At 70.4% G+C, this 15,873-nt stretch carries 15 protein-coding genes and 2 pseudogenes; 10 read left to right on the top strand and 7 right to left on the bottom strand.

The window, feature by feature from the left end; translation table 11 throughout:
- Nucleotides 1-199: 199 nt before the first annotated feature.
- Nucleotides 200-451: a DUF5961 family protein gene (locus LRS04_RS27975; RefSeq protein WP_374577198.1), complete on the top strand. Its 252-nt coding sequence runs from the start codon at nucleotides 200-202 to the stop codon at nucleotides 449-451.
- Between the two features lie 474 nt (nucleotides 452-925).
- Here LRS04_RS27975 and LRS04_RS27980 read toward each other — a convergent pair.
- Nucleotides 926-1,870: pseudogene (locus LRS04_RS27980) on the bottom strand (MFS transporter); the annotation flags it as partial.
- Between the two features lie 194 nt (nucleotides 1,871-2,064).
- On the opposite strand from LRS04_RS27980, the gene LRS04_RS14220 reads away from it, so the two are divergent.
- Nucleotides 2,065-2,202: a hypothetical protein gene (locus tag LRS04_RS14220; protein WP_257816928.1), complete on the top strand. Its 138-nt coding sequence runs from the start codon at nucleotides 2,065-2,067 to the stop codon at nucleotides 2,200-2,202.
- Nucleotides 2,203-2,244: 42 nt separating this feature from the next.
- Here the strand turns inward: LRS04_RS14220 and LRS04_RS14225 are convergent, their stop codons facing one another.
- A complete protein-coding gene (locus tag LRS04_RS14225; RefSeq protein ID WP_257816929.1) occupies nucleotides 2,245-3,027 on the bottom strand; it encodes a PhoH family protein in 783 nt (260 codons plus the stop codon).
- 315 nt (nucleotides 3,028-3,342) lie between these two features.
- Between LRS04_RS14225 and LRS04_RS14230 the strand changes: the two genes are divergently transcribed.
- Nucleotides 3,343-3,870, top strand: coding sequence for a gamma carbonic anhydrase family protein (locus tag LRS04_RS14230; RefSeq protein ID WP_257816930.1), 528 nt, complete (start codon nucleotides 3,343-3,345; stop codon nucleotides 3,868-3,870).
- Nucleotides 3,871-3,877: 7 nt separating this feature from the next.
- Here the strand turns inward: LRS04_RS14230 and LRS04_RS14235 are convergent, their stop codons facing one another.
- Both LRS04_RS14235 and LRS04_RS14240 read right to left on the bottom strand, forming a co-directional pair.
- Nucleotides 3,878-5,338, bottom strand: coding sequence for a M10 family metallopeptidase C-terminal domain-containing protein (locus LRS04_RS14235; RefSeq protein ID WP_257816931.1), 1,461 nt, complete (start codon nucleotides 5,336-5,338; stop codon nucleotides 3,878-3,880).
- A 68-nt stretch (nucleotides 5,339-5,406) separates the two neighbouring features.
- Complete coding sequence (locus tag LRS04_RS14240) at nucleotides 5,407-5,811, bottom strand: hypothetical protein (protein ID WP_257816932.1); 405 nt, start codon at nucleotides 5,809-5,811, stop codon at nucleotides 5,407-5,409.
- Between the two features lie 131 nt (nucleotides 5,812-5,942).
- Between LRS04_RS14240 and LRS04_RS14245 the strand changes: the two genes are divergently transcribed.
- The 4 genes from LRS04_RS14245 (at nucleotide 5,943) to LRS04_RS14260 (ending at nucleotide 10,065) form a co-directional block, all read left to right on the top strand.
- Complete coding sequence (locus LRS04_RS14245) at nucleotides 5,943-6,725, top strand: enoyl-CoA hydratase-related protein (protein ID WP_257816933.1); 783 nt, start codon at nucleotides 5,943-5,945, stop codon at nucleotides 6,723-6,725.
- On the top strand, nucleotides 6,725-7,165 hold the full coding sequence (locus LRS04_RS14250) for a DUF805 domain-containing protein (protein WP_257816934.1): 441 nt from the start codon (nucleotides 6,725-6,727) through the stop codon (nucleotides 7,163-7,165). Before LRS04_RS14245 ends, LRS04_RS14250 begins: the two co-directional genes overlap by 1 nt.
- Nucleotides 7,166-7,233: 68 nt before the next feature.
- A complete protein-coding gene (locus LRS04_RS14255; RefSeq protein WP_257816935.1) occupies nucleotides 7,234-8,325 on the top strand; it encodes a DUF3667 domain-containing protein in 1,092 nt (363 codons plus the stop codon).
- Nucleotides 8,326-8,409: 84 nt separating this feature from the next.
- The gene (locus LRS04_RS14260; RefSeq protein ID WP_257816936.1) at nucleotides 8,410-10,065 is read left to right on the top strand and encodes a choline dehydrogenase; all 1,656 of its coding nucleotides are present in this window, start codon (nucleotides 8,410-8,412) and stop codon (nucleotides 10,063-10,065) included.
- Nucleotides 10,066-10,246: 181 nt separating this feature from the next.
- Here LRS04_RS14260 and LRS04_RS14265 read toward each other — a convergent pair whose 3' ends face one another.
- Both LRS04_RS14265 and LRS04_RS14270 read right to left on the bottom strand, forming a co-directional pair.
- Nucleotides 10,247-10,795, bottom strand: a complete 549-nt coding sequence (locus LRS04_RS14265; RefSeq protein WP_257816937.1) for a PAS domain-containing protein — start codon at nucleotides 10,793-10,795, stop codon at nucleotides 10,247-10,249.
- Nucleotides 10,796-10,893: 98 nt separating this feature from the next.
- Nucleotides 10,894-13,755: a pitrilysin family protein gene (locus tag LRS04_RS14270; protein WP_257816938.1), complete on the bottom strand. Its 2,862-nt coding sequence runs from the start codon at nucleotides 13,753-13,755 to the stop codon at nucleotides 10,894-10,896.
- Between the two features lie 117 nt (nucleotides 13,756-13,872).
- Here LRS04_RS14270 and LRS04_RS27985 point away from each other — a divergent pair.
- The 3 genes and pseudogenes from LRS04_RS27985 to LRS04_RS14280 form a co-directional block, all read left to right on the top strand.
- A pseudogene (locus LRS04_RS27985) lies at nucleotides 13,873-14,238 on the top strand (rhomboid family intramembrane serine protease); the annotation flags it as partial.
- Between the two features lie 70 nt (nucleotides 14,239-14,308).
- A complete protein-coding gene (locus LRS04_RS27990; protein ID WP_374577200.1) occupies nucleotides 14,309-14,575 on the top strand; it encodes a rhomboid family intramembrane serine protease in 267 nt (88 codons plus the stop codon).
- A gap of 84 nt (nucleotides 14,576-14,659) precedes the next feature.
- The gene (locus tag LRS04_RS14280) at nucleotides 14,660-15,088 is read left to right on the top strand and encodes a CBS domain-containing protein (protein WP_257816940.1); all 429 of its coding nucleotides are present in this window, start codon (nucleotides 14,660-14,662) and stop codon (nucleotides 15,086-15,088) included.
- 106 nt (nucleotides 15,089-15,194) lie between these two features.
- Here the strand turns inward: LRS04_RS14280 and LRS04_RS14285 are convergent, their stop codons facing one another.
- The gene (locus LRS04_RS14285; protein ID WP_257816941.1) at nucleotides 15,195-15,644 is read right to left on the bottom strand and encodes an Rrf2 family transcriptional regulator; all 450 of its coding nucleotides are present in this window, start codon (nucleotides 15,642-15,644) and stop codon (nucleotides 15,195-15,197) included.
- Nucleotides 15,645-15,873: the final 229 nt, after the last annotated feature.

The following is a 15,873-nucleotide window of genomic DNA, read 5'->3' on the forward strand; positions in this document are numbered from 1 at the left end:
CCAGCGCGGCCTGGCGGCGGCGTGTCCGGTCGCGGACATCCGGCGGACCCACCTGGAGCTCGCCGCGCTCTGGAGCCGGCTCGCCGAGCAGGCCGAGCACGGCGTGCGGCCGGCGGCGGCCCCCGCCGAGAGCTGCCGGGTCGCTCCGGCGGAGTGAATCCTTTCGGCCTTCCCGGCGTTGATGCCGCAGGAGGCCGCCATGACCGATGCCATCGAGACCGCCCAACTCCAGCGCCGCTTCACCGTCCACGGGACCGGCGAGAGCCCCGGCCGCGGCTGGCCCGTGGAGGGCGTCAGCTTCGAGGACGCCGCCCTGCACTATGTGGAGGACGTCCATCCCGCGCCGGACCCGGAAGGCGAGGTTCAGCTCCTCGTCGAGGATTGCGAGAGCGGCGAGCGCCAGTGTTTCCGGATCGACCTCCTCACCGGCGAGACCGCGCCGTGTGACTAGCCGCGGCGCGCGTTCATGACCGCGCCGGCGTCGGCGGGCAGGCGGACGAACCACAGCATCGAGATCAGCGTGATCGCGCCGACGATCGGGAAGGCCGGCGACACCGACTGCCAGGTGAGCTCGCTTTCGCCGTGGGCGCGCATCAGGAAGTGCAGCAGGGCGGCGGCCAGCCCGATGCCCACCGACTGCACGAGCTGCTGAACCATGGCCGCGGTGGTCGAGGCCCGGCTCATCCGGTCCTGGCCGACCTCGGCATAGGCCAGGCCGTTCAGGCTGGTGAACTGCAGAGAGCGGAAGAAGCCGCCGACCGCGAGCACGGTCATGATGATCCAGTGCGGCGTCGAGGGCCGGAAGAGGCCGTAGGCGGCGAAGCTGACGCCGACGATCACCGCATTGACCACCAGCACCGGCTTGAACCCGAACCGGCGCAGGATCGGCGGCGCGGTGGTCTTCATGGCGAGCGCCCCCCACGGCCGAGATGAAGGTCATGGTTCCCGCCGCGAAGGCCGAAAGGCCGAAGCCCACCTGCAGCAGCATGGCCAGCAGGAAGGGGTTCGCCCCCATGGCGATCCGCATGAAGGCCCCGCCGACCGTCGCGGCCTGGAAGGTCGGCAGGCGGAAGATCGACAGGTCGATGATGGCGTGCGGGTTGCGCTTCGCGTGCAGGCCGTAGAGGCCGAGGCTGACCGCGCCGAGGACGAACAGGCCGATCACCAGCCCGGCCGGCAGGAAGCTGCGGCCGAGGTTCTCGAAGCCGAAGATCAGGGCCGCGAGGCCCACGCCGGTCAGCAGGATGCCCGTGACGTCGATGGGATGCACGTCCTGCGCCTTTACGTTCGGCACGAAGGCGCGGACGAGGGCGATGCCGGCCACCGCCACCGGGAGGTTCATGAAGAAGATCCATCGCCAGTCGGCGAAGGTGACGATCGCCCCGCCGATCAGCGGTCCCAGCACGGGCCCGAGGAGCGCCGGCATGGTCAGCACCGACATCGCGCCCACCAGTTCGGACTTGGGCGTCGTGCGCAGCAGGACGAGCCGCCCCACCGGAGCGACCATGGCGCCGGCCGCGCCCTGCAGGATGCGCGCCGCGATGAGCTGGGGCAGGGTCTGGGCGAAGCCGCAGGCGGCCGACGACAGCGCATAGAGCACCATGGCCAGCATGAAGATCCGCTTGGCTCCGAACTTGTCGGCCACCCAGCCGGAGACCGGCAGGAACACCGCCGCGGCCAGCAGATACATGGTGATGGCGAGGTTCAGCCGGAGCGGCGGCTCGTCCATGGCCCGGGCCATGGAGGGCAGGGCGTTGACGATGACCGTGGCGTTGAGCGTCTGCATCATCAGGCCGGAGCCGATGATCGCCGGGACGATCCAGCCGCGGGTGGTCGCCCCGTCCGCGGCGCCCCTGGGCGTCCAGGGCATCGTCCGGGGCCTGCGGACTGTCGTCGGGTTCACTCACCCCTTGGGCTTAGGCGCCCGCGAAGGCGCCCGCAAGCGTTGCGGTCGGAACGGGCGGCCATGGCCGTCGGTTCTGTCATTTGAGTAAGGCATCCGAGGGATTGGCCATGGCTTCGAGCGGAGTGACCGGGCGCGCTGTTGCGCCCGCCGAGATGGACATGCTTCGCGCGGAGGTGAGGGCGGTCGCCCGCAGGCTGAACCCTGAGCAGATACTGGAGCTGGCGGAGATCCTCAGCGAGACCGCCGGCGGCGGCGAACCGCTCTCCTGGCGGCCGGATGTGGCGTCGCCGCGTTAGCGAAGGCCCGCCCCGACGCGGCGGGGCGGGCCCTTCGGGGAGCTAGAGCACGCCCAGCATTTCGGCCACCAGCGGGTGGCGGACGATGTCGCGGTCGGCGAGCCGGACCACGGAGATGTTGCCGACCTCCTCCAGCCGGGCGGCGACGGAGGCCAGGCCCGAGATCTCCGGCAGCAAGTCGGACTGGTTCGGGTCGCCGGTGACCACCATGGTCGAGTGCCAGCCGAGCCGGGTCAGCAGCATCTTGAGTTGGACGTAGGTGCAGTTCTGCGCCTCGTCGATCACCACGAAGGCGTTGTTCAGCGTGCGGCCGCGCATGAAGCCGACCGGCGCGATCTCGATGGCGCCCTCGGCCATCAGCGCCCGGACCCGCTTCATGGACAGCCGGTCGGAGAGCGCGTCGTAGAGCGGGCGCAGGTAGGGGGCGAGCTTGTCCTCAGCGTCGCCGGGCAGGAAGCCGATGGATTCGCCGGCCTCGACGGCGGGGCGCGACAGCACGATCCGGCCGACCCGGCCACTCTCCAGCGCCTCCACGGCCTTGGCGATGGCGAGGTAGGTCTTGCCGGTGCCGGCGGGGCCCAGCGCCATGACGAGGTTCTTCTCGTCGATGGCCTTGATGAGCTCTTCCTGGCCGGGCGACTTCGCCTTGATGGTCTTCAGATAGCCCTGCTCGCGGTCGTCGTTGGAATGGTGCCCGTGGTGCCCGTGGCCGAGCGGCGACCATCCCCTGTCGATCGGCAAGCGGCGGACCTTATCGTCGCCCTCGAACTGACCGGCGTCGAACGCGCCTTCGCGCAGTTGTCGCTTCAGGGCTCGCTTGCTCATCAAGGCCTCCTAACGGGGCATGAAAAAAGGGCGTCCCGCGTGGGAGCGCCCTTGGACATGGTGGAAAAGGAACGGAAGCGGCGGCGTCGTGCGGGGCCGGGAGGCCCGCTTTCGGGATCGGATCCGGGCGGAACCGCCCGAGGGTACGACCAACTCAGCGCCATCAACTCCGTCCAGCGCGAGACACGGAACCGGTGCTCGGTCCGCGGCGACGCGAGGGGCGGTTTCACCTCTCGAATCGCCTGACTACAATGATGCTAGCGTGGTTTCCGAACCGTTAAACTGACGCTTTGCCGCAAGCATCGAGGGAATTGAATGGCAGTCTACAATTTGGGGAATGTGACGCCTGAATTACCAGCAGATGACGAATACTGGATTGCGCCGAATGCGGCCGTGATCGGACGCGTGATTCTCAAGAAGAACGCGTCGATCTGGTGGGGCGCAACCCTGCGTGGCGACAACGATCCTATCGTCGTCGGGGAAGGCTCCAACGTCCAGGACGGCTCGGTCCTGCACACCGACACGGGATCACCCCTGATCATCGGCGCCAATGTGACGGTCGGCCACATGGTGATGCTCCACGGCTGCGAGATCGGCGACAACAGCCTGGTCGGCATCGGCTCGATCGTGCTGAACGGGGCGAAGATCGGGAAGAACTGCCTGATCGGCGCCAACTGCCTGATCACCGAGGGCAAGGAGATCCCCGACAACTCGCTCGTCATGGGCGCCCCAGGCAAGGTGGTCCGCGAGCTCACCGAGCAGCAGGCCCGGATGATGGCGCTGGGCTCCGCCCACTACGTCGAGAACTGGAAGCGTTATCGGCGCGAGATCGTGGAGGCCTAGCCGGGCCTCAGCTCACCACAAGCCAGGCGCCGGCCGAAAGCTGCACGCCCACCAGGATCATGCGGTCGCCGTCGCCGAGATCGATGACGGTGTCGGCGCCCGACAGACTGACCGTGTAGCCGGCGGCGCCGTCGACGAAGACCCGGTCGCCCTCGGCCAGGCTGAAGTCGGTGACGCGGTCGATTGCGCAGCCGGCCTGCAGGTGGAAGTCGTCCGCTCCGCCGCCGCCGGTCACCGTGTCGTCGCCCCGGTCGCCCCACAGCCAGTCGGCGCCGTCGCCGCCCAGCACCAGGTCGTTCCCCTGGCCGCCGCGGACCCAGTCGCCGCCGTCGCCGCCCTCGCAGGTGTCGTCGCCGAGGTTGCCGTAGACGATGTCGAAGCCGGCCTCGCCGAAGAGCTGGTCCTGGTCCTTGCCGCCCACCACCCAGTCGTCGCCGTCGCCGCCGCGGACCGTGTCGTTTCCCATGTTGCCGTGGGCGTCGTCGAAGCCTGCGCCGCCGACGATGGAATCGTCGCCGGCCTCGCCCCGCAGGTAGTCGAGCCCCGCCCCGCCCTCGATCGTGTCGCCGCCGGAGCCGCCGGTCAGGCGGTTGTCGAGGTCGTTGCCGCGGAGCCGGTCGTCGGATGCGCCGCCGGCGGCCTCCTCGATCTTCGCGCCCCAGGCGATCGAGATGCGGTTCTGGCCGTCGAGCTGGGAGAATTCGCCTTCGTTGAGATCGACGGCCACCGCGCCGCCCGTGGAGCCGGCCTCGATCCGATCGGTCCCGCCGGTATCCCAGATGGCGAAGACCCCCGGCGTGTCGAAGCTATAGACGCTGTCGCCGGCCGCCTCGGTGGTGTTCGCACCCCAGCGCGCCTGCAGGGCCGCGATGTCATAGAGCTGGAGCTGGAGGGAAGGGGCCGCGCCGTCGTTCCAGACATAGGACATGACGGTGTGATCGCGGTTGTCCTCGTCCACCGGCAGGAACGGGCCGGCGGTCGCCTTGCCGGTCGTGTCGTAGTCCCCCGTGTGCTTCATCATCATGGCGTGGCCGATCTCGTGGAGGATCAGCCACTGGGCGTTGGGCAGGGTCAGGTCGCGGCCGTTGTCGAACACCACGCCCGCGTCCCACCGGTGGATGGCGAGCTGGCCGGTCGCGTCCGTGCCGTAGGAGATCTTCCACCAGGTCTCGGCGACCGAGGCCACGTCCACCCGGCCAAACGCGATCATCGGATCGGTGGGGCCGGCCAGCACCTCGACGAAGCGCACGTCGACGACGGATTCGTACTCGCGCAGCCCCTGGCGGACGGCCTCCTTCTCGGCGTCGGTCCAGGCCGCCCAGCCCGAGTAGCTGCGCAGGAACTCGGAGGATTGCTCGTTTTCGAAGGCGTAGGTGATGGTGAGGGTCCCCGCCGCGCCGGCCCAGGGATCCAGCTTCACTGGCAGGGCCGTCTGGACGGCGGCGATGGCATAGGCCGGCGCGGGCATGGGCTACTCCGATCCCTCTGCCGTCGATCCTACGCGCAACGGACGCGATCGGGAGTCGGCCACCCCACTTAGTCCTCGTCGTCGCCGGTCTCGTCACCGATCGCCTCGGTGACCAGCCGGCGCCAGACCGGGTCGCTGTCGTCGACGAGGTCGACGTCGTCCAGCAGCGCCACCGCGCCTTCCCCGTCGGGCAGGATCAGGCCCACGACCTCCATGGTCTCGCCGTCCTCGGTGTCGTGCGCCTCCGCCTGGACGGCGATGGCCGCCAGCTCGCCGTCGTCGCTCCACCAGATCACCGGCTGGGGCAGGTCCATGTCGATGGTCCGGGGATCGCCGGTGTCGCCCAGCGCGAAGACCGCCGCCCGGGCCTGCACGTCCTCCAGCGTCGCCACCCGGCCGGCGAAGGGCTTCAGCCGGCCCCAGTCCTCGATGTCGTAGCCCTCGCCGTCGAGGTCGTCGGGTTGGCCGGTCATCGGCGAGCCTCCATCTTTCGCTTCGCGCGTCGGGGCGGCGAACCGCGCACACTTCGCCTGACGCGCGCTCGTGGCTTGACGGACGCGACGGCGCCCGACGAGCCTCTCCTTATAAAGAGAGGAAGCGCAGCATGGCCTATCAGTTCATCCAGGTGGAGCGGCACGGTCCGGTCACCACCTTCGTGCTCAACCGGCCGGAGGTTATGAACGCGCTGCATTCGCCGGCGCACTTCGAGCTGCACGAGGCGTTCGACGCCTTCGCCGCCGACCCCGACCAATGGGTCGGCATCGTAACCGGGGCCGGGGACCGCGCCTTCTCCGCCGGCAACGACCTGAAGCACCAGGCCGGCGGCGGCGAGATGAAGAGCCCGCCGTCGGGCTTCGCGGGCCTCACCTCGCGCTTCGACCTCACCAAGCCGCTGATCGCCGCGGTGAACGGTGTGGCCATGGGCGGCGGGTTCGAGATCGCGCTCGCCTGCGACATCATCATCGCCTCGGAGGCGGCCATGTTCGCCCTGCCCGAGCCGCGCGTGGGCCTGGCGGCGCTGGCCGGCGGCCTGCACCGCCTGCCCAGGGCCATCGGGACCAAGCGGGCCATGGGCATGATCCTCACCGGCCGCCGTGTCTCCGCCGCCGAGGGCAAGGAGCTGGGCTTCGTCAACGAAGTGACCGCGCCCCAGGACCTGATGCGGACGGCCCGCGAATGGGCGGCGACGATCGCCGAGCTCTCGCCCATGTCGGTCCGGGCCTCGAAAGAGGCCGTCTACCAGGGGCTGGACGAGGCCAGCCTCGAGGCCGCGATCAAGGGCCAGAACAGGTACCCGGCCGTCGCTGCCCTCTTCCGCTCGGAGGATTTCGTGGAAGGGCCGCTCGCCTTTGCGCAGAAGCGCAAGCCGGCGTGGAAGGGGCGGTAATGGAGCAACTGAGACGTCTCTTTGACTTCAGGGGTCAGGCGACCCGGAAGGAGTTCTGGCTGACGGTCCTCGCGCTCTACGCTGTCCTAATTGTCATCGGTCTGATCGCCACCAGGGTGGGAGACGGCGTGCTCGTTAGCCTTCTCGCGTTCCCGATCCTGCTGGCGCTCTTTGTGGCCAGCCTCGCCGTTCAGGTCCGTCGGCTGCACGACCGGGGCAAGTCGGCCTGGTGGTTGCTGGTCTTCGCGTTCATCCCAGGGCTGATCGGCGCGGTTGCCGGGATCGACAGCGAAACCAATGAGCCGCTCAGCGGGCTGATTGCGCTCTTGTCGCTGCCCTTCTGGATCTGGGGCCTTGTCGAGATGGGCTTCCTGCCGCGCAAGCGCGCCAAGGAGCGCCGTGCCCACGCCGTGACAGAAGCCGCGGCGGCCTCCGAATAGGCCCGTGCTTTGCTTGCCCGCCGTCGCCAATCTGGTCACATAGCCCCGATCGGGAACCGGGGGGTGACATGGTCGATATCGGTTCGGTCGGGGACGCCGCGACGGCGGGCCTCGTGGCCGGCGCCATCGAGAAGCCGACGGGCAAGGCGGGCGAGCCGCACCATCTCTGTTCGGACTGCGGCGCGGAGCTGACCGGCCGGTTCTGCGCCGCCTGCGGCCAGCCCGCCCACGTCCACCGCAGCCTGCTGCACCTCGGCGAGGAGATCCTGCACGGGGTGATGCACTTCGACGGCCGGCTGTGGCGGACGATCCCGCTGCTGCTGTTCCGTCCGGGCCAGCTCACCCGCGAATGGGTGCAGGGCAAACGGACGCGCTACGTCTCGCCGCTGGCGATGTTCCTGTTCACCGTCTTCGTCATGTTCATGCTGATCAGCTACGCGCCGGCCCCGCTGCCGACGAAGACGCTGGCGACCGTCCGCGCCGAGGCGGCGGCCGACGTGGCGAACCGGGCCACGGCCCTCGCCCGCGCCGAGGAGGCGCTGAAGGCGGCGACCACGGACGAGGCCCGCGCCGAGGCCCAGGCCGGTGTCAAGGCGGCGCAGGCCGAGCTGGAGAGCGCGCGCGAGGACCTGCAGGGCGTCAGCACCGCGGCCGACGTCATGGGGGAAGGCGACTGGAAGGAGCGGCTTTCGAGGTCGGCCCACGAGGGCAAGCTCGGCATCAACCTGCCGAACAAGAAGCTGCAGAAGAAGATCGAGCACCTGGCCGAGAACCCGGATCTGGCGATCTACAAGTTCCAGCAGACCTTCTACAAATTCTCCTTCCTGCTGATCCCCATCTCGATCCCCTTCGTGGCCCTTCTGTTCCTCTGGAAGCGCGGCTTCACGCTCTATGACCACGGGGTCTTCGTCCTCTATTCGATGACCTTCATGTCGCTGCTGATCACCGTGATGGCGGTGGCGGCGCGGCTGCCCATCGCCTGGACCGTCGGCTGGGCGGTCATCCCCTTCATCGTGCCGGCGCACATGTTCTTCCAGCTCAAGGGCGCCTACGGCCTGAGCTGGTTCTCGGCCGCCTGGCGGACCTGGTTCCTGCTGTGGTTCTGCTTCTGGGCCCTGATCATCTTCGGCCTGGTCGTGGTCCGGCTCGGGCTGATGTGACCTGAAGGTCTGCCCTCGGGGAAGCCTTGCCTAAAGGTGACGCCTGCGTCACCTTTGCCGGAACAAGTGAGGGAGCGGAAGGCCGTGGAGCGCTACGACTACATCATCATCGGCGCGGGCTCGGCGGGCTGCGTCCTGGCCGCGCGGCTGACCGAGGATCCGTCCAAGCGCGTCCTGCTGATCGAGGCCGGCGGCAAGGACAACTCGCTGCTGGTGAAGATGCCGGCCGGCGTCGGCCAGCTGATCGGCAAGCAGGGGCCGTACAACTGGGGCTTCTGGACGGAAGCCGAGCCGAACCTCGATAACCGCAAGCTCTGGTGGCCGCGCGGCAAGGGCTGGGGCGGCTCGTCCTCGATCAACGGCATGATCTATATCCGCGGCCACGCGCGGGACTACGACCAGTGGCGGCAGATGGGCCTGCCCGGCTGGGGCTACGCCGACGTGCTGCCCTACTTCAAGCGCTCGGAGAGCCTGGAGGGCGGCGGCGATCCCTGGCACGGCGGCGACGGCCCGCTGAAGGTCTCCAAGGCGTCCTCGCCGAACCCGATCTACAAGGCCAGCATCGAGGCGGGCGCCCAGGCCGGCTATCCGCTGACCAAGGACTTCAACGGCTTCCAGCAGGAGGGCTTCGGGCCCTACCAGCTCACCATCCACGACGGCCAGCGCTGGAGCGCGGCGAGGGGCTACCTGCATCCGGCCCTGAAGCGGCCGAACCTCACCTGCCTGACCGACACGCGGACGACCCGCATCGTCGTCGAGAACGGCCGGGCGACCGGGGTCGAGGTCATCGAGGGCAAGAAGCCGGCGCGCATCATCCACGCGGACGCGGAGGTCCTGCTGTCGGCCGGCGCGGTGCAGTCGCCGCACATCCTGCAGCTCTCCGGCATCGGCGACGGCGAGGAGCTCGCCCGCCACGGCATCAAGGTGGTGCACGAGCTGAAGGGCGTCGGCGCCAACCTCCAGGACCACCTGGACGTCTGCATGAGCTGGGAGTGCCCCCAGCCCATCACGATCTATTCCATGCGCAAGGGGCTGATCAAAACCCTCGGCGTCGGCCTCTCCTACATGCTGTTCGGCAAGGGGATCGGGCGGCAGAACTTCCTGGAGAGCGGCGCCTTCCTGCGCTCCCGGCCCGATCTCGACCGGCCCGACCTGCAGATCCACACCGTGCTCGCCATCATGCAGGACCACGGCAAGGTGCAGGTCGAGAAGGACGGCTTCACCTTCCACATCTGCCAGCTCCGCCCGGAGAGCCGCGGCCGGGTCGGGCTGAAGAGCGCCGACCCGCTGGACGATCCGGCGATCTTCGCCAACTACCTCTCTGCCGAGGAGGACCGCCGCGCGATCCGCGAGGGCGTGAAGATGATGCGCCAGGTGGCCGCCCAATCGGCGCTCGATCCCTACCGGGGGGCCGAGTACGCGCCGGGCGAGGGCGTGCAGACCGACGCCGAGATCGACGCCTGGGTCCGCCGCTCCGCCGAGACCATCTACCACCCGGTGGGCACCTGCCGCATGGGCGCGGCGGGCGACCCGATGGCGGTGGTGGACGCCGAATGCCGCGTGCAGGGCCTGCAGGGTCTGCGCGTCATCGACGCCTCGGTCATGCCGACGCTGGTGGGCGGCAACACCAATGCGCCGACCATCATGATCGCCGAGAAGATCTCCGACGCGATCCGCGGCCGCGCCTACCTGCCGGCCGACGACGCCCCGGTTTACGGCGACGACGCCAAGGCGGCCTAAGCTGGGGGCTTCAGCAAAGAAAAGGCCGCCCTTCGCGGGGCGGCCCCAAGTGCTCCCTGTAGATAAAGGGCGTCATGGCCAGGTCCGGCCATCCGCGGGCGCCTAGGCAATGGGCTCGCCTGGAGAGATCAGGCGCCTCGCGGACCCCGGCGAGCGCCGGGGTGACGTCAGTCCCGTGTCGTCAGGCCACCTGCCGTCCGGAGACGGCGGCGAGGCGGACGCGCGGAGCGTCCTCCTCATTGGCCGCGCCGGGCCGGCGCAGGCGGCGGACGGAAAGCTCGAAGGCGGGGCGGCCCATCAGGCGCGCCACCATGGAGGTCGGCTGGTAGAGGCCGAGGAACCGGTCCGGGCCGCCGTCGTGCGACGTCAGCGGCGCGAACAGCACCTCCATCGGCAGGCTCGGCCCCTCGGTCAGGGCCTCGGTGACCGCGACCAGCGGCTCGGGCCGGGTGCGGATCTCCTCCAGCGCGGTCTGCAGGCGCAGGCGATCGCGCTCGGACCACAGGCTCAGGGCGTTCACGCCCCGCAGGTCGCGGCGGTGCAGGTCGCCCACGAAGCCGCCGGAGAGTCGGATCGGGTAACAGCCGCGGTCCTCACGGCCGAGGATGAACACCTGCGGCATGAGCTGGCGGAAGTCGGCCGGCTGGACGCTGGCGCGCGAGGGGGCGCGGCCCCCGGCGGCGCGGGCGGTCCAGTAGGCGATCATCTGTTCCGTGTTGGAATGGAACATCATGGGCGCTCTTCGCGGCCAAGGGCGCGGCCGCAGCCCCGCCGCTGCAGATTCCGCGCCAGCCGGGACCTGTGCCGGGTTGGCACAGGGCCTGGGGTCTACTCCTTCGCCGCCGTCCGGGTCTGGGCGTCCTGCGGACGCACGACGATCCGGTAGGCCTTGTCGTCGGTCAGGAAGGCCTGGGCCGCGCGCTGGACGTCCGCCGCCGTCACCTTCTGCGCCCCCGGGATCTGGTCGCGGATCAGCTCCAGCCGGCGCGGGTCGGCCTGGGCGTCGGAGAGCTGGGCCACCCAGTAGCCGTTGCCGAGCCGGGCCCGCTGCAGGCTCTCGATGCGGGGCTTCTTCGCCCGGTCGAGCTCGTCCTGGCTGACCGGCCTGGCGCGCAGGTCGGCGGCGATCCTGCGCACGTCGGCGAAGAACTCCTCCAGCTTGGCGGGCGGCACCTCCACCGAGGCGGCGATGTAGCCCCAGCCGGTCCAGACGAGGTTCTGGCTGTAGTTCACGCCCGGCGAATAGGTGGCGCCCTGGACCTCGCGCAGCTCGTCGGTCAGCCGAAGCCGCATCACCTCGCCCAGGGTGGCGATCTCGCGGGCCTGCTGCGGGTTGGCGAAGACGTCGGTGGTCGGCCAGGCGATGTAGGCGATCGACTGGTCGGCCCGGCCCTTGTGGGTGAAGACCACGGGCTCGGCCGGCGCCACGGGGAAGACCACGCGCCGCTCGGCGTCGGGGATGGTCCGGGCCGGCGCCCGGGCGGGCAGGGCGCCGAAGGTGGTGGACATCGCCGCGATGGCGGCCTCCACCGTCGTATCGCCGACGATCACCACCTCCACCGGGTCGCGGGCCAGGTGCGGCGCCACCTGGCTCTGCAGGTCGGCCAGCGTCGCCTCGGAGATCTCGGTGCGCGAGGGATAGGTCCAGCGCCGGTCGCCGCTGCGCACCAGGCCGGCGAGCTCGCGCTGGAGCACGCCGGAATCGGTCGCCTCGAGCTGGTCGTGGGCGGTGGCGAAGGCGGTCTTCAGCCGGGCGAACGCCTCGGGCCGCCAGCCGGGCTCGGCGAGATAGGCGGCCAGCACCTGGAGCTGGGTCGGCAGGTCGCCGGTCCGCGTGCCGCCGGACAGCACGAAGGCGTCGTCGGTGATCCCGAAGCTCGCCCCATAGACCTTGGCGGCCAGCACGCGCTCCATGTCGTCGTTGCTGATCTTCTTGAGCCCGCCCTCGATGAAGGCGCTGGAGGTCCAGCCCATGCCCTGGCGGTCCTTCGGCAGCGACAGCAGGCCGTCGCCGACGTTGACCCTGACCAGGACCTCGTCGTCGCGGAAGTCCGTCGGCTTGACGGTCAGGCGCACGCCATTCTCGAAGCGGATGAAGGTGGCCCCGATGTCGGCGAGCTCGCGCCGCTCGGCGACCTTGCCCGCCGGGCCGAAGCTCTCGTAGGGCCAGGCGATCTGCGCCGGGGCCGCCGACGGCGTGACCGCCACCTGGCGTGAGCCCTCGAAGGCGGCCAGCACGGTCTTCTCGGCCCCCTCGATCGGCTGGGGCGTGGCCACGAAGACCAGCGGCCCGGAGCCGGTGAAGCTCCGCTTCAGCGCCGCCGACACCTCCTCGGCCTTGAGCCCCCTCACCGATTCCTCGAAGAGGGCGAAGTCGTCGGCCGGGCTGGTCACCACCAGGTCCTCGCCCAGCGAACTCACGATCTCGCCGGCCAGCTCGGCCGGGCGCCGCGTAGCCGCGCCGGCCACGGCCGCCTTGAACGCCGCGCGCATCTCCTCGATCTCGCGGTCGAGCTCGTCCTGGCGCACGCCGTACTGCACGGCCCGGCGCTGCTCGCGCTCCACCGCCTCCAGGGCCGCTTTCCAGCGTCCGGGCTGGGCGCTGACGCCGACCCCGGTGATCTCCTGGCTCCGCAGCATCTCGTAGCTGCTGGCCCCCGCCCCGATGAACGGCGGGTCGGCGGCCCGGGCGATCTGCGACAGCCGGCGGTTCAGCACCGAGAAGCCCAGCCGTTCCACGAGGTCGGCGCGGCGCTTGGCGCGGCTGTCGGCGCGCAGGTCCGGCGGCCGGACCCAGGCGATCTGCATGTTGAGCGGCGCGCCGGGCTCGACGACCACCTTCACCTCGGTCTGGCGGGGCTTCACCGCGCCAAGGTCGGGCTCGACGCCCGCCGGACCCACGGCCTGCCAGTCGGCGAACGCGGCGCGCACCTTGGCTTCCATGGCCGCCACGTCGAAGTCGCCGACGACCACCAGCACGGCGCGCTCGGGCCGGTACCAGCGCTGGTAATAGTCGCGCAGCTCCGCCGCCGGGGCGGTCTTCAGCACCTCCACCTGGCCGATGGGATAGCGGGTCGGCACGCGCTGGCCCGGCATCTGGAAGGCGAAGCGTTCCTTCATCAGCCGGTAGCCGGGGGTGTCGCGGGCCCGCTCCTCGGAGAGCACCACGCCGCGCTCGCGGTCCACGGCCGCCTGGTCGATGGTCAGGTTCCCCGCCGCCTCGCGCAGCAGCATCAGGGCGGTGTCCACCGTCTCGTCGTCGGTCCTCGGCAGGTCGAGCTTGTAGGTGGTCTCGTCGAAGCCGGTGGACGCATTGGTGTCCGGCCCAAACGCCAGGCCCAGGCGCTCGAGCATCTTGATCATCTCGCCTTCCTTCACCCCCTTCGAGCCGTTGAAGGCCATGTGCTCCAGGAAGTGGGCGAGGCCCTGCTGGGCGTCGGTCTCGTTCAGCGAGCCGGTGTCGAACCACAGCCGCACCGCCGCCTGCTTCGGGGGGATGGTCTGCTTGCGGATGGCGTAGCGCATGCCGTTGGGCAGGGCGCCGAAGCGGATGTCCCGGTCGGCGGGCAGGTCGGTCTTGGCCTGCGCCCACTCGCCGGGCTTCAGGTTCAGCTGCGCCGCGGCGGGGAGGGGAAGGGCGACGGCGAGGGCGGCGCAGAGCGCGAGGCCCGCGCACAGGGAACGGATCATCGAGGGGTCCTGAGGGACGAAGGTGCAGCCGGCACCTTCGGGGAGCGCGGCGGCGGCGGCAAGGCTGGAACATGGCGCCATCGCGCCCGTCGCGAAGAGGCCCTACATGTGGGGGCGATGAACATCGTCCATTATCAGGGGCAGGCCGACGGGCCGTCCTATACGCCGGGCCCCGACGCCGAGCGCCGGACCCGTGAGCCCCTCTTCAACCGCGGCGCCTGGCCGGTGCTGGCCCTGGTCGGCGCGATCGTCGGCGGCTACGCCCTGCAAAGCCTGGCCGACGTGAACCGCGTGGCCGACGCCTTCGCCTTCCGGCCGGACGCGCTCGCCACGGGCCGCTGGTGGACGCTCTTCTCGTCGCAGTTCCTGCACGGCGGCTGGGCCCACGCCCTGATGAACGCCGCCTTCATCCTGGCCTTCGGCACGCCGGTCGCCCGCTACCTGGGCCTCGGCCTGATGGGCGCGCTGCTGTTCTACGGCTTCTACCTCGTATCCGGCGCCCCTGGCGGCCCTGGGCTTCGCCGCGCTCCATCCCGGCGAGAACGTCGCCCTGATCGGGGCGTCGGGCGCGGCCTCCGGCCTGATGGGCGCGTCCGCCCGGCTGATCGGCGGCGAGGGGCGGCCCGGCCCGGTGTTCTCCCGTCCCGTGCTCGGCATGGGCGCGGCCTGGCTGATCGTGAACCTCGTGCTGGCGGTGGTGGGCTCGGCCCTGGTCCCCGGATCGGGCGACGCGGCCGTCGGCTGGGAGGCGCACCTGGCCGGCTTCGCCGCCGGCGTCCTGCTGTTCGGCCCCGTGGCCTGGCTCGCGCGTCGGGGTTGAGCGGCAGGTTTCACGCGCGCGTGCATTGATTCTCCGCCGCTTTCGGGTGACGGTGTTCGCCGACGAAACGGGAGGAGACGCCGCATGCTGGTGTCGCAGATCCTACGCTCCAAGGGCGACCTGGTGTTCACCGCCAAGCCGACCGAGACTGTGGCCGAGGTCGCCCGGCTGCTGAACAGCCGCAAGGTGGGCGCCCTCGTGGTGCTCGACGCCGAGCGCGTGGTCGGCATCGTCTCCGAGCGCGACATCGTCCGGCTGGTGGCCGACGGCGGCGCCGCGGCGCTCGACCAGCCGATCTCCTCCTGCATGACCAAGGACGTGATCTACGCTGACCCCGGCGAGACGGTGGACACCCTGCTCACCCGGATGACCGACCGCCGCATCCGCCACCTGCCGGTGTGCCGGAACGAGCGCCTGGTGGGCGTCGTCTCCATCGGCGACCTCGTGAAGCACAAGATCTCCGAGGTGGAGGCCGAGGCCGACGGCCTCAAGGCCTACATCGCGGCCAGCTGACGAAATCCCCTCCCGCAAGGGCGGGCTGAAAGCCGGCGGTGCGTCGGCGAGGGCGGGGGACCAGGCGTTCTCCGCCCGTTTTCGTGCCGGGTGAGGGGCGAGCCGCCTAGTTGAGCACGGACCTGACGGCCTCGCCGCCGGCGCCGGAGCGGGCCGCGTCGGCCAGGGTGTAGGCCTCCAGCACATCGGCGGTGGCGTCGCGGGCCCGCATCAGCGCCTCGCGCAGGGTGCAGGCGTCGCGGTCGGGACAGTCGTCGCACTTGCGGAAGTTCAGCCTCGGGCTGACGCAGGGCGCCAGCGCCAGCGGGCCGTCGATCACCCGGATCACCTCGGCGAAGGCGATCTCCCGGGCCGGGCGGGCCAGCGTGTAGCCGCCGAACTTGCCGCGGCGGCTCACCACCAGCTGGTTGCGCGCGAGCTCGAGCAAGATGGCCTCCAGGAACTTGCGCGGCGCATCGGCGCGCAGCGCCAGCTCGCCGGAGGTGACCTGCGGCGTGCCCGCGCGGGCGAGCTCGACAAGGGCGCGGAGCGCGTAACGGGCCTTCTGGGACAACATGAGTTGGGTACGGACGCCTCCCGCCGTCTTTGTAGGGCCGGTAACGGGGGAAGGCGAGGGCGTGCGTCACCCGCCTGTCACGGCGGCCGGATTTCGGAATCCGCCGGTCTCAACAAAGTTCGCCGGCCAAGGTTGACGGGGTCCGGGAGCACGAATAGATAGCCGCCTCCGCCGGGGACGAGACAGTCCGAAGACGGGACGACGGGCCGCAAGGTCTTGAATTCCTGAT

The organism is Phenylobacterium sp. J367, from assembly GCF_024699985.1.
GTDB lineage: Bacteria > Pseudomonadota > Alphaproteobacteria > Caulobacterales > Caulobacteraceae > Phenylobacterium.